This window comes from uncultured Desulfovibrio sp. (genome assembly GCF_949282365.1).
Taxonomy (GTDB): domain Bacteria; phylum Desulfobacterota; class Desulfovibrionia; order Desulfovibrionales; family Desulfovibrionaceae; genus Desulfovibrio.
In genome coordinates this window covers 1-21,611 of record NZ_CASDOY010000033.1, presented here as the reverse complement: position 1 = coordinate 21,611, position 21,611 = coordinate 1, and the positions used below count along the sequence as shown (strand labels likewise).

General features: G+C 66.8%; 23 protein-coding genes and 2 tRNA genes. 13 read left to right on the top strand and 12 right to left on the bottom strand.

The genetic code is table 11. From position 1 onward, the window contains the following. The 4 genes from Q1X76_RS07320 to Q1X76_RS07305 all read right to left on the bottom strand — a co-directional run. The coding region (locus Q1X76_RS07320; RefSeq protein WP_300718972.1) for a hypothetical protein at nt 1-237 on the bottom strand (237 nt) is incomplete at its 3' end. Further along, nucleotides 234-2,285 carry a hypothetical protein gene (locus Q1X76_RS07315; protein ID WP_300718970.1) on the bottom strand — a complete coding sequence of 684 codons (2,052 nt, stop codon included), beginning with the start codon at nt 2,283-2,285 and terminating at the stop codon, nt 234-236. The genes Q1X76_RS07320 and Q1X76_RS07315, both read right to left, overlap by 4 nt. Before the next feature lie 23 nt (nt 2,286-2,308). Beyond that, on the bottom strand, nt 2,309-3,106 hold the full coding sequence (mazG, locus tag Q1X76_RS07310) for a nucleoside triphosphate pyrophosphohydrolase (protein WP_300718969.1): 798 nt from the start codon (nt 3,104-3,106) through the stop codon (nt 2,309-2,311). A gap of 18 nt (nt 3,107-3,124) precedes the next feature. Then, nucleotides 3,125-3,613, bottom strand: a complete 489-nt coding sequence (locus tag Q1X76_RS07305; protein WP_300718968.1) for a CvpA family protein — start codon at nt 3,611-3,613, stop codon at nt 3,125-3,127. A gap of 187 nt (nt 3,614-3,800) precedes the next feature. On the opposite strand from Q1X76_RS07305, the gene Q1X76_RS07300 reads away from it, so the two are divergent. The 8 genes from Q1X76_RS07300 to Q1X76_RS07265 all read left to right on the top strand — a co-directional run bounded on the left by Q1X76_RS07300 (nt 3,801) and on the right by Q1X76_RS07265 (nt 9,771). Further along, a complete protein-coding gene (locus tag Q1X76_RS07300) occupies nt 3,801-4,622 on the top strand; it encodes a 50S ribosomal protein L11 methyltransferase (protein WP_300718967.1) in 822 nt (273 codons plus the stop codon). Between the two features lie 197 nt (nt 4,623-4,819). Then, nucleotides 4,820-5,239, top strand: coding sequence for a nickel-responsive transcriptional regulator NikR (nikR, locus tag Q1X76_RS07295; RefSeq protein WP_300718966.1), 420 nt, complete (start codon nt 4,820-4,822; stop codon nt 5,237-5,239). After that, on the top strand, nt 5,239-6,030 hold the full coding sequence (gene folE2 / locus Q1X76_RS07290) for a GTP cyclohydrolase FolE2 (RefSeq protein ID WP_300718965.1): 792 nt from the start codon (nt 5,239-5,241) through the stop codon (nt 6,028-6,030). The genes nikR and folE2 overlap by 1 nt, the downstream gene beginning before the upstream one ends. Nucleotides 6,031-6,274: 244 nt before the next feature. After that, nucleotides 6,275-7,171 carry a C40 family peptidase gene (locus Q1X76_RS07285; protein WP_300718964.1) on the top strand — a complete coding sequence of 299 codons (897 nt, stop codon included), beginning with the start codon at nt 6,275-6,277 and terminating at the stop codon, nt 7,169-7,171. A gap of 70 nt (nt 7,172-7,241) precedes the next feature. Next, nucleotides 7,242-7,751: a rhodanese family protein gene (locus tag Q1X76_RS07280; protein ID WP_300718962.1), complete on the top strand. Its 510-nt coding sequence runs from the start codon at nt 7,242-7,244 to the stop codon at nt 7,749-7,751. 124 nt (nt 7,752-7,875) lie between these two features. After that, a complete protein-coding gene (gene gluQRS / locus Q1X76_RS07275; RefSeq protein WP_300718960.1) occupies nt 7,876-8,973 on the top strand; it encodes a tRNA glutamyl-Q(34) synthetase GluQRS in 1,098 nt (365 codons plus the stop codon). Between the two features lie 146 nt (nt 8,974-9,119). Continuing rightward, a complete protein-coding gene (locus tag Q1X76_RS07270) occupies nt 9,120-9,503 on the top strand; it encodes a hypothetical protein (RefSeq protein WP_300718959.1) in 384 nt (127 codons plus the stop codon). Between the two features lie 192 nt (nt 9,504-9,695). After that, a tRNA-Thr gene (locus Q1X76_RS07265) sits at nt 9,696-9,771 on the top strand. On the opposite strand, the gene Q1X76_RS07260 is transcribed toward Q1X76_RS07265, so the two are convergent. The 4 genes from Q1X76_RS07260 to Q1X76_RS07245 form a co-directional block, all read right to left on the bottom strand. Next, nucleotides 9,759-9,980 carry a hypothetical protein gene (locus tag Q1X76_RS07260; RefSeq protein ID WP_300718958.1) on the bottom strand — a complete coding sequence of 74 codons (222 nt, stop codon included), beginning with the start codon at nt 9,978-9,980 and terminating at the stop codon, nt 9,759-9,761. The genes Q1X76_RS07265 and Q1X76_RS07260 overlap by 13 nt on opposite strands. Before the next feature lie 187 nt (nt 9,981-10,167). Further along, nucleotides 10,168-10,262, bottom strand: a tRNA-Ser gene (locus tag Q1X76_RS07255). Nucleotides 10,263-10,428: 166 nt separating this feature from the next. Further along, the gene (nadD, locus tag Q1X76_RS07250) at nt 10,429-11,148 is read right to left on the bottom strand and encodes a nicotinate (nicotinamide) nucleotide adenylyltransferase (RefSeq protein WP_300718957.1); all 720 of its coding nucleotides are present in this window, start codon (nt 11,146-11,148) and stop codon (nt 10,429-10,431) included. Next, the gene (locus Q1X76_RS07245) at nt 11,149-12,408 is read right to left on the bottom strand and encodes a glutamate-5-semialdehyde dehydrogenase (RefSeq protein ID WP_300718956.1); all 1,260 of its coding nucleotides are present in this window, start codon (nt 12,406-12,408) and stop codon (nt 11,149-11,151) included. It lies immediately after the preceding gene. A 531-nt stretch (nt 12,409-12,939) separates the two neighbouring features. Here Q1X76_RS07245 and Q1X76_RS07240 point away from each other — a divergent pair. From Q1X76_RS07240 to Q1X76_RS07225, 4 genes are all read left to right on the top strand, one after another. After that, nucleotides 12,940-13,647: a tetratricopeptide repeat protein gene (locus Q1X76_RS07240; protein ID WP_300718955.1), complete on the top strand. Its 708-nt coding sequence runs from the start codon at nt 12,940-12,942 to the stop codon at nt 13,645-13,647. A gap of 46 nt (nt 13,648-13,693) precedes the next feature. Beyond that, nucleotides 13,694-15,547 (top strand): indolepyruvate ferredoxin oxidoreductase subunit alpha, encoded by a 1,854-nt coding sequence (iorA, locus tag Q1X76_RS07235; protein ID WP_300718954.1) that lies wholly within the window; start codon nt 13,694-13,696, stop codon nt 15,545-15,547. Nucleotides 15,548-15,559: 12 nt separating this feature from the next. Continuing rightward, nucleotides 15,560-16,168: an indolepyruvate oxidoreductase subunit beta gene (locus Q1X76_RS07230; RefSeq protein ID WP_300718953.1), complete on the top strand. Its 609-nt coding sequence runs from the start codon at nt 15,560-15,562 to the stop codon at nt 16,166-16,168. A gap of 136 nt (nt 16,169-16,304) precedes the next feature. Next, nucleotides 16,305-16,607, top strand: a complete 303-nt coding sequence (locus Q1X76_RS07225) for a hypothetical protein (RefSeq protein ID WP_300718952.1) — start codon at nt 16,305-16,307, stop codon at nt 16,605-16,607. Between the two features lie 297 nt (nt 16,608-16,904). On the opposite strand, the gene Q1X76_RS07220 is transcribed toward Q1X76_RS07225, so the two are convergent. The 4 genes from Q1X76_RS07220 to Q1X76_RS07205 form a co-directional block, all read right to left on the bottom strand. Further along, nucleotides 16,905-17,576 carry an amino acid ABC transporter permease gene (locus Q1X76_RS07220; RefSeq protein ID WP_300718951.1) on the bottom strand — a complete coding sequence of 224 codons (672 nt, stop codon included), beginning with the start codon at nt 17,574-17,576 and terminating at the stop codon, nt 16,905-16,907. Between the two features lie 2 nt (nt 17,577-17,578). Next, a complete protein-coding gene (locus tag Q1X76_RS07215; RefSeq protein ID WP_300718950.1) occupies nt 17,579-18,328 on the bottom strand; it encodes an amino acid ABC transporter ATP-binding protein in 750 nt (249 codons plus the stop codon). Nucleotides 18,329-18,335: 7 nt separating this feature from the next. After that, on the bottom strand, nt 18,336-19,073 hold the full coding sequence (locus Q1X76_RS07210) for an amino acid ABC transporter permease (protein ID WP_300718973.1): 738 nt from the start codon (nt 19,071-19,073) through the stop codon (nt 18,336-18,338). Nucleotides 19,074-19,225: 152 nt separating this feature from the next. Beyond that, nucleotides 19,226-19,969 carry an ABC transporter substrate-binding protein gene (locus Q1X76_RS07205; RefSeq protein ID WP_300718949.1) on the bottom strand — a complete coding sequence of 248 codons (744 nt, stop codon included), beginning with the start codon at nt 19,967-19,969 and terminating at the stop codon, nt 19,226-19,228. Nucleotides 19,970-20,134: 165 nt separating this feature from the next. Between Q1X76_RS07205 and wbaP the strand changes: the two genes are divergently transcribed. Further along, nucleotides 20,135-21,532 (top strand): undecaprenyl-phosphate galactose phosphotransferase WbaP, encoded by a 1,398-nt coding sequence (gene wbaP, locus Q1X76_RS07200; protein ID WP_300718948.1) that lies wholly within the window; start codon nt 20,135-20,137, stop codon nt 21,530-21,532. Nucleotides 21,533-21,611 lie beyond the last annotated feature (79 nt).

Sequence of the window (21,611 nt, the reverse complement as noted above, 5' to 3'; positions counted from 1 at the left end):
ATCGGCGGGCGTTGCAGCCTGCGCGGCGGGCCTGGGGGCTTCCTGCGCCGCCGAGGGCGCGACCGCAGATGCGGCGGGCGGCGTGCTCCGGCGGTCGTCGTCGGGCGTCACCGGGGCCGGACGGCTGGCGCGGGCACGGGCTTCCTCATCCAGCTGGGACCAGGGCGTCATGCCCACGGGGATTTCCTCTTCAGGACGGGCCAGCGTGCTGGCGGCATCGGGAGTTTTTTCTGTCATGATGGCTCCTTGGGCGATGCGGCGGCTCCGACCAGATAATGCCGGGCAGAACGGCCGTTCAGGGTCACGGTCAAACCTCCCTGCACGGGCAGGGACGTCTGTTCAACAAGATCCAGGGCTGTGCCGGAGACCGGCAGGGGGATGCGCAGGGTGGCGCTGCCCGCGCCGAAATTGGCGGCCAGCACCCAGCAGCTGCCGTCGGGCAGGCGGTTCACCACGGCCAGGCTCCCGGCGGGGCCCTCGACCACGCGCAACAGCTCGCCCCGGGCCGCCCCGGAGGCCGCGCGGGCATGCAGCAGCCGGGCCATGATGCCGGCGGGGCTCTGCGGGCGGCGCATCTCGTCGGCCAGCGGGCCGAAGGCCAGGGGCGCGGGGGCCGTCTCCCCGGCCGTGGTCTCCGCTTCCAGCAGGGGCACGAGGCCCGCGCTGGCGGCGGTGCCGGGCGTGGACCTGGGCAGGGGCAGGGCCCCCTGCAATTCCTGTGGGCTCACGAAGGCCAGGCCCGGCAGGGCCACGCGCCAGCCGAGGAGGAGCAGACAGGCCTCCTCCAGCGCCGTATCGCGTTGTTCCCGGGCCGGGGCGGCATTCGCGGTGCGGCCCAGGGCCTTGCTGGCCAGGCCGGCGGGCGTGGTGGACCAGAAATATTCGTCGTCGTGCAGCGCCGAAAGGCGGCAGGCGCGGCGGAACAGCTCCTCGCCGCCGGGCAGGTCGCGCAGGGGCCGCCAGTCCACGCCCTGCCACTGGTGCAGGCCGCGGGCCAGGCGCTGCTGGCGGATGCCGCTGCTCATGGACTGGCGCAGCAGGGTGGCCAGGGGCGCGGCGTCGCCGGTGAGCAGGGCGTATTCGGCGGCGGGGCTGGTGAAGCTGTCGCGGGTCAGGTCCACGGTGGTCCGCAGCACCAGGGGCGTCAGCGAGGGCGGCAGGACGTCGGCCTGCATGGCCCAGCCGCCGTAGCGGTGGATCTCGCGGGAGAGGGCGTCCAGCGCTCCCAGGCCCGGGGACAGGCGGTCCGCGCCGCCGGGCTCATGGCCGTCGGGCGGGACCTCGAGGCCCATGAATGCCTCCAGATGCAGCCCGGCCAGGGTCTGCTGCTGCAGGCCGGTATGGCGGATGACCGCGGCGGAGAGCACGCGGCGCGCCTGGCCGGAGGGGTCCTGCCAGAGCAGCACGGGGCGCAGCACGTTGCCCGCGTAGCGGTACAGCCAGCGCCGGGGCTTGCCGTCGGCGCCGCGCACCTCGCCGGTGACGGCCCAGCCGCCGGGCGTGGCCCAGGGCAGGGAGTCGCGCAGCAGGGCGGGCGGCAGCAGGCCCTGATCGGCCAGCAGGCGGCAGCGCTGTTCGTCCAGGGGGAGGCATTCCCATTCCTGCGGCGAGGCGGGCAGGGAGGGCCAGAGGGAGGCCGGGGCCTCCAGCATGGCGTAGAGGCCGTTGAAACGGCTGGCGTGGCGGGCCTGCAGGAAAAAGTCCGGGCCCAGGCCCGTGGCCGCCGGGGGCAGGGAGCCGCCCAGCTGGAAGCCCTCGGCGGCGGCGCGTCCGTTGAGCTGGGCGAACTGCGCCTCGCTGCCGGTGCGGACATCGAAGGCCAGGGAGGCCGTGCCCATGCCGAAATCGGGGCGCAGCTGGTTGTGCCAGAGGGCGGCCTGCTCCTGGGCCGGGGCCAGGTAGATGCCGGCAAGGCCCAGCTGGCGGAAGGCCGGCAGGGCCTCCGGCCGGGTCAGGGCCTGCAGCGCCGTGGCCTTGCCCTGCAGGGTATGGGGATTGACTTCCAGCCAGCAGGGGGCGGCCTCCAGCAGCAGGGGCAGGCGGCGGTTGCTGCCGCTGTTGCCCCAGATGCGTTCCGAGCCCGAGACCTCGGCGGCCAGGTCGTCGGCGCTGCCCAGCATGGACTGGCGTTCCAGCCACTGGATATAGCCGGGATCGGCGCGCAGCAGGCTGTCCGGCGCCCGGTCGGGCGCGGCGTCGCCGGCCAGGAGCAGCGGCTTGCGGCCGTGCGGCCCCATGACGTCCTGCGCGCAGGCGCAGAGCAGCAGGGGCAGCAGGACCGCCAAAAGCCGCCACAGGGCGGGGGCCGCTAGCGGGCGTCCTTTTCTTCTTCCTTGGCCTGGTTCCACAGCTCGTCCTTTTCATCCAGGGAAAGATCGGGGAAATCGCGTCCCTGCTGCCGGGCCAGTTCCTCCATGCGGGCGAAGCGGCGCAGGAAGCGGCCCGTGGCCAGGTCCAGGGCCTCGCTGGCCTTGATGCCCTTGCGGCGGCCCAGCTCGGTGATGCTGAAGATCAGATCGCCCAGCTCGTGCTTCTGGGCCTCGGCGTCGTCCCCGGCGGCGGCATCCAGCCATTCCAGCCATTCGGCTTCCACCTGCTGTTCCACTTCCTCGTCCTCCGGCCAGGTGAAGCCCACGCGGGCGGCCTTGGAATGGATGCGGTAGGCCTTGGTCAGGGGCGGCAGGCTGGAGGGCAGGGAGTCGAACAGGCCCTGGGGCTGGCCGTCGACGTCGGCATGTTCGGCGCGCTTGATCTTTTCCCAGGTCTTGAGCTGTTCGTCCAGGTTGTCGAAGGTCACGTCGCCGAAGACATGGGGATGGCGGCGGATCATCTTGGCGCGGTTGTTGTTCAGGGCGTCGTCCAGGCTGAACTGGCCGCGCTTCCGGCAGAGGTGGGCCACGAAGAGCAGCAGGAAGGCCACGTCGCCCAGTTCCTCGCAGATGTCGGCCGTCTTGCCGGAGCGGATGGCGCTGACCAGCTCGTGGCTTTCCTCGATGATGTATTCGGTCAGGCTTTCCGGGGTCTGCTCCTTGTCCCAGGGGCAGCCGTTCTCGGCATCGGTCAGACGTTCGATGACGGCCTGCAGTTCTTCCAGAGCGCTTTTCATGCAATCTTCCTTGTGGGGTTAAAGTCCGAAACGGCTGATGAGGTCGGGCGGCAACCAGCCGCGCACCTGGCTTATCAGGGAGTTGAAATAGGGCAGGGCGCGCGAATGGCGCAGGAATTCGGCATCACCGAACAGCTTTTGCAGGAGCAGCAGGACCACGGCGCAGAGCAGCACGCCCTTGGCCAGGCCCAGCAGGCCGCCGCTGAGCTTGTCGATCCAGCCCACGAAGGAGAAGGCCAGCAGCTTTTGCAGCAGCCGCGCCAGCAGGCCCACGGCGATGAGCACGCCCAGGAAGAGCAGCACATAGGCGGCGATGTTGCGCCAGGCCGGTTCGGCGATGAAGGTCAGTTGGGGCGCCAGCACGGTATGGAAGTGATGGGAGACCCAGAAACCGCCCACGATGGAGAGCAGACCGGCGACCTCGCCCACAAAGCCGCTCCAGAAACCCCGGACCGTGAAGGCCGTCAGGACCAGCACGATGATGACGTCAAAAATATCCTGTCCCATAAGCTTCCTGTAGGAAAATATCCTCCTGCTGCCGTCGGGGCGGCATGGGCGCGGGGCACCGGAGCTTCCGGCAGCCTGCGGCGGGCCGCATCCGTTCGTGCAGGTACGGGCGCAGCATAGCAAAAGGGGGGGCAGGACACAATCCGTCCTCCTGTACAGATGGGGGGCGATAGGCTATGCTCGGGGGATGGACACACGATTGGGACATCTGTTGCAGGAAGCCGGCCTGACCTGCCGCGATACGGATACGGCGGCGGACGGGAAGGCCCCCGGCGACGTCTCCGGGAGCGCCCCCGGGACGCCCCCGGGCAACGACGGTGAAAGCCACGGCCTGACGGCCTACACGCCCCGCATCGCCGTACGGGCCTGCGGCCGCCTGTGGCGGCTGCAGCGCGCCGCCGACCTGGAGACCCTGTGGAACGCCATGCTGGACGATCCGCAAGACTTCGAGGACGAGCGCCTGCCCTACTGGACGGAGCTGTGGCCCTCGAGCATCGCCCTTTGCCGCTGGCTGGAACAACGCCGCGCCGAGATCGCCGGGCAGCCCTGCCTGGACCTGGGCTGCGGCCTGGGCCTGACCGCCCTGGTGGGGCAATGGCTGGGGGCGCGGGTCCTGGCCATGGATTACGAGGAAGATGCCCTGCGCTTCGCCAGCCTCAACGCCCGGCACAACGGCATCCTGCCCCCGCCCCTGTGGACCGTCATGGACTGGCGGCAGCCCGCCGTGCGCCCGCGCAGCATCGTCCGCCTCTGGGGCGGCGACATCATGTACGAAAAACGCTTCGTGGCGCCGGTGATGCATTTCCTTTCCCATGTGCTGGCCGGGGACGGCGCGGCCTGGGTGGCCGAGCCCGGTCGCGGCGTGTACGAGGCCTTCTTGCAGGCCCTGCACGGCGGCGGCCTGGAAGGGCGGCGCGTGTTCAGCGAGCGTGTGGAGCCGCTCTATGCCCAGCCCGTGCCCGTCACCGTGGCCGTGTGGGAGATACGCCGCCGTTCCCGGTCCGCCTAGGGCGCGTCGGCACGACTGTTGCAAGTGGTTTCGAATAAAGAGAGGACATCGGCCACACGCGGTGAAGGATGCCTGCCGCATGCTCCTGCGCCCATCCGGAACAGCGCGCCGGGGAAAAGGCCTCTGGATTTTCAGGAAAATTTTGCTAGATTCAGCCAGACATCGCCGGAGCGATGTCCGGCCGCACGAGGCGAACCATGGGCAGACTGACGCGATTTGGTGTTTCCCTGGATGAGGAGCTGCTGGAACCTTTCGACGCCCTGTGCGCCGTCAAGGGCTACAGCAACCGTTCCGAGGCCATCCGTGACCTCATCCGCAAGGCCCTGGTGGCCGAGGAATGGCAGCAGGCCGACGGCCAGGGCGCGGGCACGCTGACCCTGGTCTACGACCATCACAAGAACGATCTGGCCCGGCGGCTGACCCAGATGCAGCATGACGAGCACGACATCATCATCGCCACCCTGCATGTGCATCTGGACCACCACAACTGCCTTGAGGTGCTGATCCTCAAGGGAGAGGCCGGCCGCGTGCGCGCGCTGGCCGACAAGCTCATTTCCTGCAAGGGTGTCAAGCACGGCACCTTCAGCGGTACAACTACAGGACAGGATCTCGCATAATGGAAGACGTGCAACGCCATGCCCCCAAGGTTCCCATCAATATCGACCGCGTCGGCATCCGCGGCATCACCGTTCCGCTGCTGGTGCGCGACCGCGCCCTGGGCAGCCGCCAGACCGTGGCCCGGGTGGACCTGGGCGTGGATCTGCCCGCCTCGTTCAAGGGCACGCACATGAGCCGCTTCATCGAAGCCCTGGAAGAATGGAACGATGAGATCAACTACCAGTCGGTGCGCCGCCTGCTGGGCACCGTCAAGGAGCGGCTGGGGGCGCGGCGTTCCTATGTGCGCTTCTGCTTCCCCTATTTCGTGCACAAGCCCGCGCCGTCCTCGGGCATCCGGGGCATCATCTCCTACGAATGCCGCCTGACCGGCGAACTGGACGAGAACGGCCAGTCCTTCCTGCTGGAAGTGGACGTGCCCGTGATGACCGTCTGCCCCTGCTCCAAGGCCATCAGCCGCGAAGGCGCGCACAGCCAGCGCACCATGATCCGCCTGGCCGTGCGCATGTCGGGCTTCAGCTGGATCGAGGAATTCATCGAGATGGCCGAAGCCTCGGGCTCGTCGGCGGTCTATACCCTGCTCAAGCGCGAGGACGAGAAATACGTCACCGAGCACGCCTTCGCCCAGCCCACCTTCGTGGAAGACGTGGTGCGCAACGTGGCCCAGCGCCTGACGGAACACGAGCATGTGCGCTGGTTCCGCGTGGAGGTGGAGAGCATGGAATCCATCCACAGCCATAACGCCTTCGCCTGCATCGAGCGCGATCTGCGCCCGGCGGGAGCCAGGGCGTGAACATCCCAGGAGGCCGGGCCCTGCCCGGCTTCTTTTTTGGCGCGCGGAAGCGGTCAAAAAATTTTTCCCAAAAAGTTTTTTACACTTGACAGGCGCCTGTGCTAAGAAACTCACGCCAAAGTTCCCGATGTCTTTTCCGCGGCAGCACCGCCGTCCCGGCGGTCCGCCCCTTCCCGGCCCGGCATCCCGGGCCCGCCGTCAGGACATCCTTTCAGTCCTTGCGATTTCTTACCCCGGAGAGAGCATGCGTCTTGTCCCAAGACTGCTGATACCCCTTGCCCTGGGCCTGCTGGCCCTGAGTGCCGGCTGCGCCTCCCATTCCGGTTCCTCCGCCTATGACGGGGAATCCTGGTACGAGCAGCGCCAGCGCGCGGCCCAGGAGGCGCGTTTCCGCCGTTCCTACGAGGCCGTTTTCGACGAAAGCAGCGACGAGAGCGGCCCCCGTCAGGAAAGGGCCATGCAGGTGGCCCGCTCCGCCATCGGGACGCCCTATGTGCCCGGCGGGCGCAATCCCGGCGGCTTCGACTGTTCGGGCCTGGTCCAGTGGGCCTACAAGAGCGTGGGCATCAAACTGCCGCGCACGGCGCGCGAGCAGGCCGTGGTGGGCAAGCGCATCACCCGCGTGGAAGACATGCGCGCCGGGGATATCGTGGCCTTCCACCATCCGCGTCGCGGCTACCATACCGGCATCTATGTGGGCGACGGCAAATTCGTCCACAGCCCGCGCCGCCGCACGCGCGTGCGCATCAACAGTCTTGACGACCCGTATTTCAGGACTACTTTCATGGGAGCCCGCCGTGTGGAAGGCAGCGATGCCTTCAGCGCCGAAGAGCTGCGCATGGCCGCCTATGCCGAAGAACAGGCCGTGCGGGAGATCTCGCACAGCCGCAGCAGGAGCAAGGCCGCCGTCAGCAAGCAGGGCACGCGGGAAAAGAAGGCCGCGGTCAGCAAGAAGAGCAGCCGCGGCAAGAGCAGGAGCGGCATCAGCCAGAAGCAGGGCAGCAAGAAGAGCAGCGTGCAGAAAAGAAGCAGCCGCAGCAAGAGCAAGGCCGCCGTCAGTCAGAAAAAGGGCAGCAGCACGAAGAGCACTGCCCGGCAGCGCAGCAGCACGCAGAAGCGCAGCCAGAGCAAGAAGAACTAGCCCGTTCCTCCATGCCGCATGGGGGGCGGTACGACCCGGGCAACGCCCGGCCTGATACGGGAGAGATACCATGCTTCCCCTCATGAGCCCCCAGGACGTCAAAAGGAAACTGGAAGCCGGCGAGATCCGGCTCGTGGACATACGCGAACCTGACGAAGTGGCCTCCCTGCGCATCGAAGGTGCGGAGGTGGCCCCCCTGTCGGTCATCCGCTGGCAGGATTTCCGTCCCGTGACGGACAAGCCCGTGGTCTTCACCTGCAATTCGGGGCGTCGCACCACCAACAACAGCCGGCAGCTGGAACAGCTGGCCGCCGGTACGGCCTGGCAGATGGACGGCGGCGTCACGGCCTGGGACAAGGCCGGTCTGCCCGTGGTGCGCGGCCGCCGCAGCCTGCCCATGTTCCGCCAGATCCAGATCGGCGCGGGCAGTGCCGTGCTGCTGGGCCTGCTCCTGGGCCTGGCCTGGCCCCAGTGGCTCTGGTTGAGCGCCTTCGTGGGCGCGGGCCTGGTCTTTGCCGGCGTGACCGGCTTCTGCGGCCTGGGCCTGCTGCTGGCCCGCATGCCGTGGAACAAGAAATAACCTGCCCGTACAGGCAGTCTTCCCGGGGGGGAGGGGACGGTCCCGGCAGGGGCGGTCCCTTCCCCCTTCATGCAACGTGCAGACAGGGGCGCGCCGCTCTCGCGCGACGGCCCACGGAGACGGCATGACGCTATCCCCCCTCATCCTGCCCCGCAGCCTGAAAGACGCGGCCTGCCGCACCGCCGCGGCCGACGGCGTCGCGACGGGGGCCCCGCGCGGGCGTCTGGCGCCCAGCCCCACGGGCTACATGCACCTGGGCAATGCCTGGGCCTTCCTCTGGGCCTGGCTGGCGGTGCGCAGCCGCGGCGGCACGCTGGTCCTGCGCATGGAGGATATCGATCCGCAGCGCTCGCGGCCCGGCTACGCCCTGGCCCTGGTGGAGGATTTGCGCTGGCTGGGCCTGGACTGGGACGAGGGCCCGGCCGCGGACGGGACTGTCCCGGACGATGGCTGCGACCTGCGCGAGCAGGGCCCCTGCGGCCCGTATTTCCAGAGCGCGCGCACGGCCCTCTACGCGGCGGCCCTGGATGCCCTGCGGGACGCGGGGCTGGTCTATCCCTGCTACTGTACCCGCAAGGAACTGCGCCAGCTGGCCGGTGCGCCGCATGTGGATGACGCCGGCGCCCCCTATCCCGGCACCTGCCGCCACCTGAGCGCGGAGGAACGGGCCCGTCATGAGGCCGCAGGACGGCGTGCCTGCCTGCGCCTGCGCTGTCCCGAAGGGGAATTTCCCTTCACGGACGGCCTGCTGGGGCGGCAGTCCTTCACCTTGGAGCAGTGCGGCGGCGATTTCGCCCTGCGCCGCTCCGACGGCGTGGTGGCCTATCAGCTGGCCGTGGCCCTGGATGACGCCCTGATGGGCATCACCCAGGTGGTGCGCGGGCGCGACATCCTGCCTTCCACGCCGCGCCAGCTGGCCCTGCTGCGCCTCTGGGGCTTCACGCCCCCGGCCTATGCGCATATCCCGCTGCTGCTGGACGGGCAGGGGGAGCGGCTCGCCAAGCGTCACCAGAGCCTCGGGGTGCGCGAGCTGCGCCGCCAGGGCGTCGGCGCGGCGGAGATCGTGGGCGTGCTGGCCACACTGGCGGGCCTGCGCCCGGATACGCGTCCCGTGCGGCCTGCGGAACTGCTGGCGGATTTTTGCCTGGAACGCCTGCCCCGGCACGACGTCTGCCTGCGGGATCTGTCCCGCGTGCCGGAGTGGCTGCGCCCCCTGTGCTGAGGCGGTGCGCGGCAGGCCCTGCGGGATCCTGTCAGGGGACGCGCCCTCCCGCTGCGGAGGTGGCGCAGGGCATTTGTCTTTTATGAAAAAAAGCGCTATCGTCTTTTTTTGAATTTTCTTGCCCGCATATCGGGCCGGAGGCAATAATGAGCAAGGTTCTTGACAAGGCCTTCCTGGAAAGCGTGTTCCCGGCGGAACGCACCGAGGCCTTTTTCGATGCGCTGTTCGGCGGGGCGGAAGAAGGCGCCTATGATATCGTGCTGGTCTGCCGTTCCGAAGCGGCCGGGGCGGTCGAGCTGGCATTCGAGCTGCACCAGCGTCCCGGCAAGTGCCTGGCCTGCAACCTGACCTACGGGCTGCCGCAGGTCTTCCAGCGCCACCCGGTGCTCGATGTGGCCGGCGTGGTCCGTGCCGTGGCCGAAAAGCTGGGCTGGCCCGCGGACGGCGTGCGCTGGCGTCTGGGCCACACCGAGGAGATCAGCCGCAGCCTGCACGTCATCCCCCTGTATCTGGAGCGGGGCGGCAACTAGACGGTCCCGCGGGGAATGATATTTCTTCTTGACAGTCCACGCATATTCTGACACAAAAAACCGTCCGCCAGCCGGGGATACCGTGGGAACGGCCTCCCTGTCGCGGTGCGGAACATACGGCCAAGCGTGGAGCGCCGGGCAGCCTGAACGGCACGGCCCGCAGTCCCGCCCCAGCCGCAGCATCATCTTGCTGCCAGCTTAGCTCAGTTGGTAGAGCAGCTGATTCGTAATCAGCAGGTCAAGAGTTCAAGTCTCTTAGCTGGCTCCAGAAACAGAAAAGCCCTTACGGAAATCTCCGTGAGGGCTTTTCTGTTTCTGGGTTTCAGCCTGCTGAAGGCCTGACAGGCGCGAAAAAACACCGGCTTTGCCGGTGGGGTCATTTTTCATGTCTCCCCGGCTGCCTTGCGATGCCGGCGGCACCAGGCCCGAACGATGCGCCTTCCCCGGCGCATAGCGGACAGGACGCAGGCGGATCATCCTGAGCGGTGTCCGCGAGTTTCCCGGGTATGGGGCAGGACTTGGGAGCAGTATCTCTGCCCCCGGAGTGGCCCCTTTTTCGTGGCCGTCCACGGTATTCCGTGAACGTCCCTGAACCTCAAAAACGGAAAAAGTCCGCTCAGCTCAAGGCGTTGCGGACTTTCTTGGATTTCTGTGGACCATGATGTGGCGGAGAGGGTGGGATTCGAACCCACGTACCGGGTATTAACCGATAACTCGATTTCGAGTCGAGCGCGTTACGGCCAGCTTCGCTACCTCTCCGCATCATGGTTGCTGTGCCTGCACAGCAAGGCCGAATACAGTATTTAGTCTGTTTTGGCAAAAAAAGCAAATCTTTTTCTTGCGGTCCGGCAGGCAGGCCTCAGCTCTCCGTCGTTTCCGGGGCGTCGTCTTTCCAGACAGGGACGGGCAGAAAGAGGAAGATGCTTCAGGCTTCCGTCGTTTCCGGGGCCTCCCCGTCTTCCGGCAGCCAGTGGGCCAGCACGGTCTCCCGGTGGGCATCCAGCAGCTCCAGCACGGGCCGGGGCACCAGAAAATCCACGTTCAGGCCGTGCAGCCAGCGGTGGCGGATGCGCGAGGCGCTGACCGAGATCCAGGGCAGGGGCACGAAATGCACCTGTCCCCCGTCAGGCAGGCACATGCGGTGGCTGCCCGGCAGGAGCGGCGCGCAGGGCCGCGCCCCGGGCCACATGGCCCGGGTGGCGGCCAGGAATTTTTTTTCCGAGCCTTCGCCGCGTGGCACCACCACCAGCTGGCAGAGCCCGGGCAGCTCCAGGCCGCGGTGCCAGTGGGGCAGCAGGGCATAATCGGGATTGCCGAGGATGAAGAACAGCGGCTGGCCGGGGCGTTCCTCCCGGCAGGCCTGCAGGGTGTCCCAGGTATAGGACAGGCCGGGACGGGCGGCCTCCATGCGGTTGCAGCAGATGCCCGGCAGGTCGCGCAGGCAGGTCTCCACCATGGCGGCGCGCAGCTCGAACGGCAGCAGGTTGCTGGCGATTTTGTGCGGCGGCGCGGCACAGGGCATCAGTTCCAGACGTCCGGCCAGCGGGTGCAGGATCTCCGCCATCTCGATGGCAAGGCGCAGATGTCCCACATGCGGCGGGTTGAAACTGCCGCCGAACAGGGCCCGGCCGGTCTGTCCGTCCATCTATTGCCGGACCTGCCCCTGGCCGAAGACCACGAACTTGGTGGTGGTCAGCTCCTGCACGCCCATGGGTCCGTAGGCGTGCAGCTTGGATGTGGAAATGCCGATCTCCGCGCCCAGACCCAGCTGGCCGCCGTCGTTGAAGCGCGTGGAGGCGTTGACCGCCACCATGGAGGCGTCGGCCTCGCGCAGGAAGCGCATGGCATGCCCGTGATCGTTGGTGCAGATGATCTCCGTATGGTTGGAGCCGTAACGGGCGATGTGGGCCAGGGCGGCGTCCATGTCGTCCACCACGCAGACGGCCAGGATCAGGGCATGGAACTCCTGCCCCAGATCGTCCGGGCTCTGGGCTTTGGCCGTGGGGCCCAGCAGGGGCAGGGACGCGGGACAGGCGCGGAACTCCACACCGGCCCCGCCCAGACGCCGCCCCACGCGGGGCAGGAAGGCGGCGGCGCAGTCGCGGTGCACCAGCAGGCATTCCAGGGCGTTGCAGACGCCGGGGCGCTGCACCTTGCCGTTGAAGACGATGTCCAGGGCCTGGTCCAGATCGGCGTCCGCATCCACGAAGGCATGGCAGACGCCCTTGTAATGCTTGAGCACCGGCATGGTGGCGGCTTCGGTCACGGCGCGCACCAGGCCCTCGCCGCCGCGCGGGATCATGACGTCGATATACTGGTCCAGCTTACAGAGCTCGGTGACCGCGGCGTGATCCGTGGTGGTCACCAGCTGGGCCGCGTCGGCAGGCAGGCCGGCTTCTTCCAGGGCTTGGCGCAGCAGGCCCGCCAGGGCGGTATTGGAGCGCAGGGCCTCGCTGCCGCCGCGCAGGATCACGGCATTGCCCGCTTTCAGGCAGAGGATGGCCGCGTCGATGGTCACATTGGGGCGGGCCTCATAGATCATGGCGATGACGCCCAGCGGCACGCGCATGCGTCCCACCAGCAGGCCGTTGGGGCGCTGCCACTGGCTGTCCATGGCCCCCACGGGATCGGGCAGACCGGCCACATGCAGGCAGGCGGCGCGCATGTCGGCCAGTACGGCGGGATGCAGGGTCAGGCGGTCCATGCGGGGCGCATCCAGGCCGCGGGCGCGGGCGGCGTCCAGATCCTGTTCGTTGGCGGCGCGCAGGTCGGCTTCCCGTTCCTCGAGCAGGGCGGCCAGGCGGGTCAGGGCGGCATTCTTGGCCGCGGGGCTGGCCTTGGCCAGCAGACGGGCGGCGTCCTTGGCCTTGCGGCCGAGCAGGGTCATTTCTTGTGCCAAAGTCATACGGGCTCCTTGGTTGCTCGTCTCTTTATACGCTGCCGTCAGGAGGAGGGCAAGGGGAGCGATCCTGCCGGGCCGGGCCTGTCCGTCCCGGCACAAGGCCACCGTGCTGATGGAGCGCGACATATACATGGCGCAGTGCTGTGGGGGGACGGCACGAGACCGTCGCGCCTGTGGAGGCGCCCAAGGCGTTTTCGAGGAGCCCCTTCAAGGTACAGGATCGCCGCGCCGGTGGACGTGGCCATGCCGTCGGCATCCGCCGCCATGAGTCTGGGGCAGGGCCACGGCGCCCGCGGACGCGCCCCGATACGGACAGGGCACGAACCGGCGGGCGGTCGCAAGAGCTCCGTGCCCGCGGCCGCGACAGCGGGTGGCCCTGCGGCGGCGATGTCCGTTCCCGGCCTGCCGCAGGGGGTTTTTCTTTGACAGAAGGGCGTTCCCTATCCTACATAGATAGACCGCACCGTGACAAACAGACCGCATTGTGACAGCTGCGGCGCCACGGCGAAGCTTTTGCAAGGAGCGATACACGAAATGAATCCTGTCAGACCTCAGAATACCCCCGAATCCCCCACCCTGCTCAATGACCTCAAGGCTGAGGTGAGCGCCGAGAGCGCGCCGCTGCTGCAGTTCATCGTGCGTCACAGCGGCCTGATCGTGGGCGTGGTGGTCATCCTGCTGGTGGCCCTGGTGGGCACGGGCGTGTGGCGCTGGCATCAGGGGGGCCTGCAGGCCGAAGCCCAGACCGAGCTGGCGCGTATCGGCATCACCATGAAGGGCGCGGACCGCCTCAAGGCCCTGGACGACCTGGCGGCCAGAGCGCCCGAGCACATGCGCTACAGCGTCTACCTGATGCAGGCCGAATTCGCCATGCAGGACCAGGACTACCAGCGCGCCGAACAGGCTTACGCCACGGCCGCCAGGCTGGATGCCGACGGGGCCATGGGCCTGATGGCCGCCCTGGGGCAGGCCGGCGCGCTGCTCAAGCTGGACCGCCCCGCCGAGGCCGTGACCCTGCTGCAGGGCCTGGAAAGCCGCGCCACGGAAGACGGGCGCACGGTGCTGCGCATGCTGCTGGCCGAAGCCGCCGAGGCGGCGGGCGATACGGCTGTGGCCGTCCGTGCCTATGAGGCGCTGGCCGCTTCGCAGCCCGGGCTGGACGGAGAATTTTACCGCTCGCGCGTGGACGCGCTGGGCGGAGATACGAGCGCGCCCGTGAAGGACGGCGCGGAAAACAAGTAAGAACGCTGGCGGCCCCTCTGCCGACGCGCACGGGCCGGGAGGACACATGAGCAAACATCCTCTGCTGCACGGGGCGCGTGGCGAGCGCCACGTTTTGCTGGGCAATGAAGCCATCGTACGCGGCGCACTGGAAGCCGGCGTGCATCTGGTCACCTGCTATCCAGGCACGCCGTCTTCGGAAGTGCCGGACACCTTTTACAAACTGGGCGGCGAGGGCCGCTACAGGATCGAGTATGCGGTCAATGAGAAGGTCGCTTTCGAAGTGGCCGCCGGTGCGGCCCTGGGCGGCGCCCAGGCCTTGGTGACCATGAAGCATGTGGGCCTCAACGTGGCCGCCGACCCGCTGTTCACCTCGGTCTACACCGGCCTGCCCGGCGGGCTGGTGGTGCTTTCCGCCGACGACCCCGGCTGCCATTCCAGCCAGAACGAGCAGGACAACCGCTATTATGCGCGCTTCGCCTCCTTGCCCTGTTTCGAGCCCGTGTCCGCCCAGGAAGCCAAGGACATGACCCGCGAGGCCTTCCGCCTGGCCCGCGAGCTGCAGCAGCCCGTGCTGCTGCGCACCACCACGCGCGTCAGCCACATGCGCGGCAACGTGGAATTCGACGACCTGCCCGCTGCGGCCGCGCCCCTGGTGGAATTCCAGCGCAATCCCGGCCGCTTCGTGCCTGTGCCCGCCGTGGCCCGCAACCGGCACCGCTCCCTGCTGGAGATCATGGAAAAGGCCCGCGCCTTTGCCGAATCCAGCCGCTTCAGCCGCGAATACGGGCCGGAAGGCTGCCGTCTGGGCATCATCACCAGCGGCGTGGCCCGCAACTACCTTGCCGACGCCCTGGCCTCCGGCGGCTGGGAAGAGCGCGTGCGCGTGCTGGAGCTGGGCATGACCTGGCCCCTGCCCGAAGCCCGCATCGAAGCCTTCCTGCAGTCCTGTGACCGCGTGCTGGTGCTGGAAGAAGGCGAGCCCCTGCTGGAAGGCAGCGTGCGCGCCCTGGCCCAGAGCCGCGGCTGCAAGGTCCGCATCGAAGGCAAGGACGCGACCCTCACCGTGCTGGGCGAATACTCCACCACCCTGGTCCTGCGCCGTGTGGCCGACTATCTGGACTGCCCCTGCCCGGTCAAGGCATCCTCGCCCGTGGCCCGCGAACTGCCCGTGCGTCCGCCGAACCTCTGCGCCGGCTGCTCGCACCGCGCCGTCTACTACGCCGTGCGCCACGCATTCGGCGACGATGCCGTCTACTCCAGCGACATCGGCTGCTATACCCTGGGCATGCTGCCGCCCCTGCGCATGGCCGACTTCCTGGTCTGCATGGGCTCCTCCGTGTCCGCCGGCAGCGGCTTCGCTCGCGCCTCCGGCAAACCGGTGGTGGCCTTCATCGGCGATTCCACCTTCTTCCACTCCGGCATGACCGGTCTGGCCAATGCCGTGTTCAACAAGCACGACATCCTGGTGGTCATCCTCGATAACGGCACCACGGCCATGACCGGCCACCAGCCCAATCCCGGCATGCTGCAGGACATCCTCGGCGAAGAGGCCATGCATCTGGATATCGAATCCGTGGTGCGCGGCCTGGGCGTGACGGAATGCGTCAAGGTCCCCTCCTACAACCTGAAGGCCCTGCACGACGCCCTGGAAGACATGCGCGGCAAGAAGGGCGTGCGCGTCATCATCTCGGAAGAACCCTGCGTGCTCTATGCCCGCCGCCGCCTCAAGAAGAGCGCCGCCCGCGTGGCCTATGTGGCCGAACAGGGCGCCGATGCCCAGCGCTGTCTTGAAGAACTGGCCTGTCCGGCCTTCTACCGCAACGGCACGGATGTGGCCGTGGATGAAAATCTCTGCACCGGCTGCATGGTCTGTCTGCAGGTGGCTCCCAAGGCCTTCAAGGCCAGAAAGCGCGCCTAGGCGAGGTGAATTATGCAACATAGCGACAAACAAAAGCGTCTTCGTATCTTCTTCACCGGCGTGGGCGGACAGGGCACCCTGACCGCCACCACCCTGCTGGCCCGTACCGCCCTCGATGCCGGGCAGGAAGTGGTGGCCGGCGAGGTCCACGGCATGGCCCAGCGCGGCGGTGTGGTGGAATCCGTGCTGCTGCTGGGCGGCTGGCGTTCGCCCAAACTGGATCTGGGCGAGGCCGACATCCTGCTGGGCTTCGAACCTCTGGAGACCCTGCGCGGCCTGCCTTATCTGCGGCCCGGCGGCGTCATCTTCTCCAGCCGCGACCCCATGCCGCCCCTGAGCGTCTCCCTGGGCATGGCCGCCTATCCGGCCATGGAGGAGATCGAGCAGAAATCCCGCGCCGTGGCCGGCCAGTGCCATTTCCTGGCCTGCCGCGAGCTGGGCCTGCAGGCCGGTGCCGCCCAGGCGGGCAATACCGTGCTGCTGGCCGCGGTCTGCGCTTCGGGCCTGCTGCCCTTCGGCGTGGACGCCCTCAAGGCCGCCATCGAAAAATATCTGCCGCCCAAGCTGCAGGCCTCCAACCTCAAGGCTTTGGAACTGGGCCAGGCTGCCTTGCAGATGTAACAGCAGCATGGCTGTGCTGTTTTGTTGAGGGGCGGGGGAAACCCTCGCCTAGCACGAGAGGTGTTCCCTCGCCCCTCAAACTCCCCACCCCCTCCCCAGCGCTTCAGCGGAGAGGGGGATTGTTATGGAGATGGCCATGGATGATGCACTGCAACGTTGTTTATCTAGCGTTGGCATAACATGCTTTATTCGGGATTTTGAATGGTTCCTTGAAGCTGAACGCAGCAATAGTAATATGGCCGCTGTCGATTTTCTGCATGAGACCTATGCTTATACAGTGGCGGCTTCCCGGACACGAGTTTCCAAAGCACGAAAGATCATTGCTAACCCAATGGATCTGTGTAGTTGTTTGGAATACATTTCGTGCAAAGCAGGAAATGTGCCGGCGAATATTCGTGAAAAGGCACAGAAACTGAGGGAGGAGCGGCATAGGTATTGAAGATAATGATTTTTCAAGGCCGGGGTTGGAAACAGATCGTATCCCTGCATGAAGAAAGGCGCTGTCCGCGTGTGCGGGCAGCGCCTTTTGTCGCCTTGCAGATAGGTTCATTCCCTGCATGTCGGCGCAACTTTTTAAGCAAAACGCGCTGGGGAAGGGAGGGGAGTGCGGGGAGGGGAACCTCCTCTCGCGTTGGCAGCGACCGGATGGCGGCCCCTTGGGGCCGTGCCCGTTGCGACGAAGGAAGCTACGGGCATCGACAGCAGAGATGAGGGTGTCCCCTCCCCTCAACAAAAACTAGCGGTTGCCGAAGCCCGGGATGCTGTAGTGGCGTTCCAGCCAGCGCAGGCCCCAGGTGGCCAGGGTGACCAGCACAAGGTAGTAGAGGCCCACGGCCAGGAAGACCTCGGTATTGCGGAAGGTGTCCGAGGCCAGCACCTTGGCTTCGCTCATGAGTTCGTTACAGGTCACGAGCATGGCCAGGGAGCTGTACTTGACCAGATAGATGATCTCGTTGCCGCAGCCGGGCAGGGCGCGGCGGGCGGCCTGGGGGATGACGATCCAGAGCACGGTCTGGAAGGTGGTCATGCCCAGGGCCTGGGCGGCCTTGATCTGGCCCTGGCGGATGGAGAGCAGGGCGCCGCGGATGTATTCCGAATGGTAGGCGGCGCTGCACAGGATGAAGCTCAGCAGGGCCGCGCCGTAGGGTTCGAAATAGATGCCCATCTTGGGCAGGGCGTAATAGATCATCATCAGCTGCACGGCCAGGGGCACGCCGCGGATGATGGCCGTGTACCAGTTGCCCAGCCGGCTGACCCAGGGGCCGCCGAAGGCCCGCAGGCAGCCCAGGGCCACACCGCCCGCGAAGCCCAGGATACTGGCCGGGACGATGAGGGCGATGGACACTTTCAGGCCCTGGTTGAGGGCCGGGATGACGTCCTGGGTGAAAAAGGGGATGTCGATGACCACGCCTAGGCTCCCATATCCAGCAGGTGCGCGCAGAAGTCGCGGGTACGGGTATTGCTGCCGTCGGCCAGCAGGGTCTCGGGCGCGCCCTGCTCGATGATGACGCCGCGCTCCATGAACAGGATCTCGTGGGCCAGGGCGCGGGCGAAATCCATCTGGTGGGTGGCCATGATCATGGTCATGCCGCCCTTGGAAAGATCGCGGATGACGGAGAGCACTTCGCCCACCAGTTCGGGGTCCAGGGCGGAGGTGGGCTCGTCCAGCAGGATGACCTTGGGATCCATGGCCAGGGCGCGTGCCATGGCCACGCGCTGCTTCTGGCCGCCGGAAAGCTGGGCGGGGTAGAGCAGGGCGCGGCGGGCCAGGCCCACGCGGGCCAGCTCGTCCATGGCGCGTTCACGGGCCGCGGCCGCGGACATGCCGCGCACCTTGCGCAGGGCGATGGCCACGTTCTCTTCGGCGGTGAGGTGGTCGAACAGGTTGAAATCCTGGAAGATCATGCCCACCTGGGCGCGGAAGGCGCAGAGCTTGGCCTTGTTGGAGAAGTCCAGTTTCTCGCCTTCAAGGACGATCTCGCCCTTGTCCGGGGGGATGAGGCAGTTGATGCACTGCAAGAGCGTGCTCTTGCCCGCGCCGGACGGACCGATGAGGACCTTGAGCTCACCGCGTTTCATGTCCAGGGAGCAATTGTCCAGGATGGCTTTGCCGCCCAGGTTTTTGCTGATGCCCCTTACCTGCAAGACGATTTCGTTCATGCGTTCATTACCCCATGCTGCGTGTTTCGGCCATGCTGCCCACGGTACCGGCGGAGTAGCCGGGGATCTGGACCTTGAGTTCAAGGCGGCGCAAGAGCTTGAGCACGATCAGCGTCAAGACGAAATAGATGACCCCGGCCAGGGCGAAGAGCGCCAGATGCTCGTGCGTGCGCTGGGCCACGGCGTTGACACGGGCCATGATCTCCATGGTGCCCAGCAGGTAGCAGACGGCGGAGTCCTTGAGGAGGATGGAAAATTCGTTGGCCCAGCCGGGGATGGAGAGGCGCAGGGCCTGCGGCAGGATGATGCAGGTGATGGCGGTCAGATCGCGCATGCCCAGGGCGCGCGCGGCCTTGAGCTGGCCCTGGGGCAGGCTTTCGATGGCGCCGCGGAAGATCTGCGACTGGTAGGCGGTGCTGATGCAGCCCATGACGAGACAGGAGAGCAGGAAGGGCGCGATGATCCAGCCCATGGAGAGGAAAAGCCCCTGGGCGAGGAAGAGCAGCACCAGGATGGGGACGCCGCGGAAAAACCAGACATACAGGCCCACCAGGCGACGGACCGGCGCATTGCCGTAGACTTGCAGCACGGCCATGGGCACGCCCAGCACCAGCCCCATGCCCAGCGCCAGGGCCACCGACCCCACCGTGACCAGCGTGCCGCCCATGATGAAGGGAAAGGCGTCCACGATGGTATCGCCCACGATGGGGCGCAGGACCACGGCCAGGCAGAGCCAGGCCTGCATGAGGATATCCTGCAGGAAGTCCAGGATCACGTTGAAGGGAAAGATATCGGACATGGGAAGAAAGGGCTGTATGGATACGGTGGACCGCCGCGACAGGCGGCGGTCCACCCCGGAAAGGCGGCGAAAACCGCCGGATCAGCCGGTGACCGGGCTTACTTGCTCAGGTACTTGGCCTGCAGTTCCTTCCAGTAGGGATCGGCCTGCAGCTTGCGGAAACCTTCGTCGATGAGGGCGCGCAGTTCCTTGTCGCCCTTGCGGATGGCCACGCCGAACTGGTCGGGCTCGCCATGCACGCCGGCCTTCTTCACGGCCTTGCCGCGGGCGATGGCGTCACCGGCGGGCAGGGAGTCCATGAGGGCGGCGTCGATGCGGCCATTGATCAGGTCTTCCACGGCCAGGGGACAGGATTCGTAGAAGCGCAGTTCAAAGGTATAGCCCTTGTCCTTCTGCTCCTGCTTGATGGCTTCCGCTTCGGAGGTACCGCGCTGCACGCCCAGCTTGACGGGCTTGGACAGGATGTCGGCGGGGGTCAGCTTGGAATCGGCGGGCACCAGGAACACGCGGGAGACTTCCCAATAGGGGTCGGAGAAGTCCACCATCTTGCGGCGTTTTTCGGTGATGCTCATGCCGGAGGCCACCATGTCGATCTGCTTGTTGACCAGGGCCAGCACGATGCCGTCCCAGGCCACGGGTTTGTGGACGACCTTGAAGCCCATCTTGTCGGCGATCCAGTTCATGGCATCCACGTCGAAGCCGGCGGGCTGGCCGGTCTTTTCATCGACATAGGCGAAGGGGGGATAGTTGGAGTCGATGCCGTTGACGTAGGTCTTCTGGGCAAAGGCCGGCACGGAGGCCAGCAGGCCGAACAGCAGGGCGCAAACAAAAAGTTTTTTCATGGTGCTTCCCTTGTAAAATGTGAGGGCCGGGTATAACCTGATGCCGTACATGCGACAACAAGATTTTTTAGCAAAAGCCGCGCACGGGCGCAAGCAAGAAGGCGCGCAAAGCCCTTCCCTTGCCTTGATGCGCCGTACTTTCCCATCCCGGAGCGCACACCATCCATGGAATTTTCCCGCAGTGTCCTGCGCGTGATGCAGAGCCTGGGCATCCTTCCCCGGGTGATACTGCTCATGTGCTGTGATTTCCTCACGCTTTTCCTGTGTACCCTCGTGGCGCTCTGCCTGCGCGCCCTGGGAGGCGGCCTGGACATCACCAGTTACGGCTGGATGCTCTCCCTGCTCCTGCTGGCGCCCGTCATGGGGCTGGCACTGGGCCTGTACGGGGGCATTTCCCTGCCTGCCTATGTGGAGAGCCGCAAGCTCTGCGTCCTGACCTCCCTGACCTTCGGCCTGATCCTCGTCCTGCTGTTCGCGGGCAAGGCCAGCGTGGCCTATTCCCGCCTCGCCCTGGTGGGGGCCTGGGGCCTCAGCCTGTTCGTCCTGCCCGTGACGCGGCGCTTCTGCCGGCATTATTTCGGCCGCTTCCGCTGGTGGGGGACGCCCCTGGTGATCCTCGACCGCAGCAATACGGGCCGGGAACTGTGGCATTATCTCAAGCGGCATCCCTGGCTGGGCCTTGCGCCCGTGGACATCTTCACCCTTTCCCCCGATCTGGAGGAGGCCGGGCGGCAGCTGCGCGAGGCCGAGCAGCACCATCCGGGCGCCATCGCCCTGATGCTGCAGCCTGCCGACGGGGAATCGGCCCGCTATGTGCATGAGGCCAGCCGCTATTTCGTCAAGATCCTGGTGGTGCCGGCCCAAAGCAGCGGCGTGCGGCAGCACTGGTTCCACGCCTGCGACCTGGGCACCATGACGGGCTTCATGCTGATGCAGAATCTGCGCCGTCGCTGGCGGCAGCGTCTCAAGCGGTCCCTGGATCTGGCGCTGTGCCTGCCCGTGGTCCTGGTCTTCGCCGTGCCCGGCCTGCTGCTGGCCCTGCTCATCCGCCTGGACAGCCCCGGTCCGGTGTTCTACCGGCAGCGCCGTCTGGGCATGGGTGGCAAGGCCTTCGATGTCTTCAAGTTCCGTACCATGCGTCAGGATGCCGACGCCGTGCTGGCCAGCTATCTGGAAGATAACCCCGACTTGCGCGAGGAGTGGGAGAAGGACCGCAAGCTGCGTCACGATCCGCGCATCACGCGCATAGGGCGTTTTCTGCGCAAGAGCAGCCTGGACGAGCTGCCCCAGCTGCTCAATGTGCTCCGGGGCGAGATGAGCCTGGTGGGGCCGCGCCCCATCGTGGAGAGCGAGATCGTCAGGTACGGTGACGTCTATGCGGATTACTGCCGGGTGCGCCCGGGCATCACGGGACTGTGGCAGGTCTCGGGCCGCAACAATACGACCTATGAGGAGCGGGTCAATCTGGATCGCTATTATGTGACCAACTGGTGCATCTGGATGGACCTCTGGATCCTGGCCCGCACCTTCCCCGTGGTCATCACCGGCTACGGGGCCTATTAGGGCGTTTCGACACTGTTCGCAGCCTGTTGGGGGAAGGGAGACCTCCGTCCGTTGCTGTCGCTGCCCGTAGCTTCCTGCG

Bases quoted from the DNA above. Each gene is read 5' to 3' on its own strand.
- Q1X76_RS07240 (WP_300718955.1), top strand. From the start codon at position 12,940: ATGAATCCTGTCAGACCTCAGAATACCCCCGAATCCCCCACCCTGCTC.
- Q1X76_RS07205 (WP_300718949.1), bottom strand. From the start codon at position 19,969: ATGAAAAAACTTTTTGTTTGCGCCCTGCTGTTCGGCCTGCTGGCCTCC.
- nikR (WP_300718966.1), top strand. From the start codon at position 4,820: ATGGGCAGACTGACGCGATTTGGTGTTTCCCTGGATGAGGAGCTGCTG.
- Q1X76_RS07230 (WP_300718953.1), top strand. From the start codon at position 15,560: ATGCAACATAGCGACAAACAAAAGCGTCTTCGTATCTTCTTCACCGGC.
- Q1X76_RS07245 (WP_300718956.1), bottom strand. From the start codon at position 12,408: ATGACTTTGGCACAAGAAATGACCCTGCTCGGCCGCAAGGCCAAGGAC.
- Q1X76_RS07270 (WP_300718959.1), top strand. From the start codon at position 9,120: ATGAGCAAGGTTCTTGACAAGGCCTTCCTGGAAAGCGTGTTCCCGGCG.
- folE2 (WP_300718965.1), top strand. From the start codon at position 5,239: ATGGAAGACGTGCAACGCCATGCCCCCAAGGTTCCCATCAATATCGAC.
- Q1X76_RS07280 (WP_300718962.1), top strand. From the start codon at position 7,242: ATGCTTCCCCTCATGAGCCCCCAGGACGTCAAAAGGAAACTGGAAGCC.
- Q1X76_RS07305 (WP_300718968.1), bottom strand. From the start codon at position 3,613: ATGGGACAGGATATTTTTGACGTCATCATCGTGCTGGTCCTGACGGCC.
- Q1X76_RS07225 (WP_300718952.1), top strand. From the start codon at position 16,305: ATGGATGATGCACTGCAACGTTGTTTATCTAGCGTTGGCATAACATGC.
- mazG (WP_300718969.1), bottom strand. From the start codon at position 3,106: ATGAAAAGCGCTCTGGAAGAACTGCAGGCCGTCATCGAACGTCTGACC.
- iorA (WP_300718954.1), top strand. From the start codon at position 13,694: ATGAGCAAACATCCTCTGCTGCACGGGGCGCGTGGCGAGCGCCACGTT.
- Q1X76_RS07300 (WP_300718967.1), top strand. From the start codon at position 3,801: ATGGACACACGATTGGGACATCTGTTGCAGGAAGCCGGCCTGACCTGC.
- wbaP (WP_300718948.1), top strand. From the start codon at position 20,135: ATGGAATTTTCCCGCAGTGTCCTGCGCGTGATGCAGAGCCTGGGCATC.
- Q1X76_RS07215 (WP_300718950.1), bottom strand. From the start codon at position 18,328: ATGAACGAAATCGTCTTGCAGGTAAGGGGCATCAGCAAAAACCTGGGC.
- Q1X76_RS07210 (WP_300718973.1), bottom strand. From the start codon at position 19,073: ATGCAGGCCTGGCTCTGCCTGGCCGTGGTCCTGCGCCCCATCGTGGGC.
- Q1X76_RS07285 (WP_300718964.1), top strand. From the start codon at position 6,275: ATGCGTCTTGTCCCAAGACTGCTGATACCCCTTGCCCTGGGCCTGCTG.
- Q1X76_RS07260 (WP_300718958.1), bottom strand. From the start codon at position 9,980: ATGATCCGCCTGCGTCCTGTCCGCTATGCGCCGGGGAAGGCGCATCGT.
- nadD (WP_300718957.1), bottom strand. From the start codon at position 11,148: ATGGACGGACAGACCGGCCGGGCCCTGTTCGGCGGCAGTTTCAACCCG.
- gluQRS (WP_300718960.1), top strand. From the start codon at position 7,876: ATGACGCTATCCCCCCTCATCCTGCCCCGCAGCCTGAAAGACGCGGCC.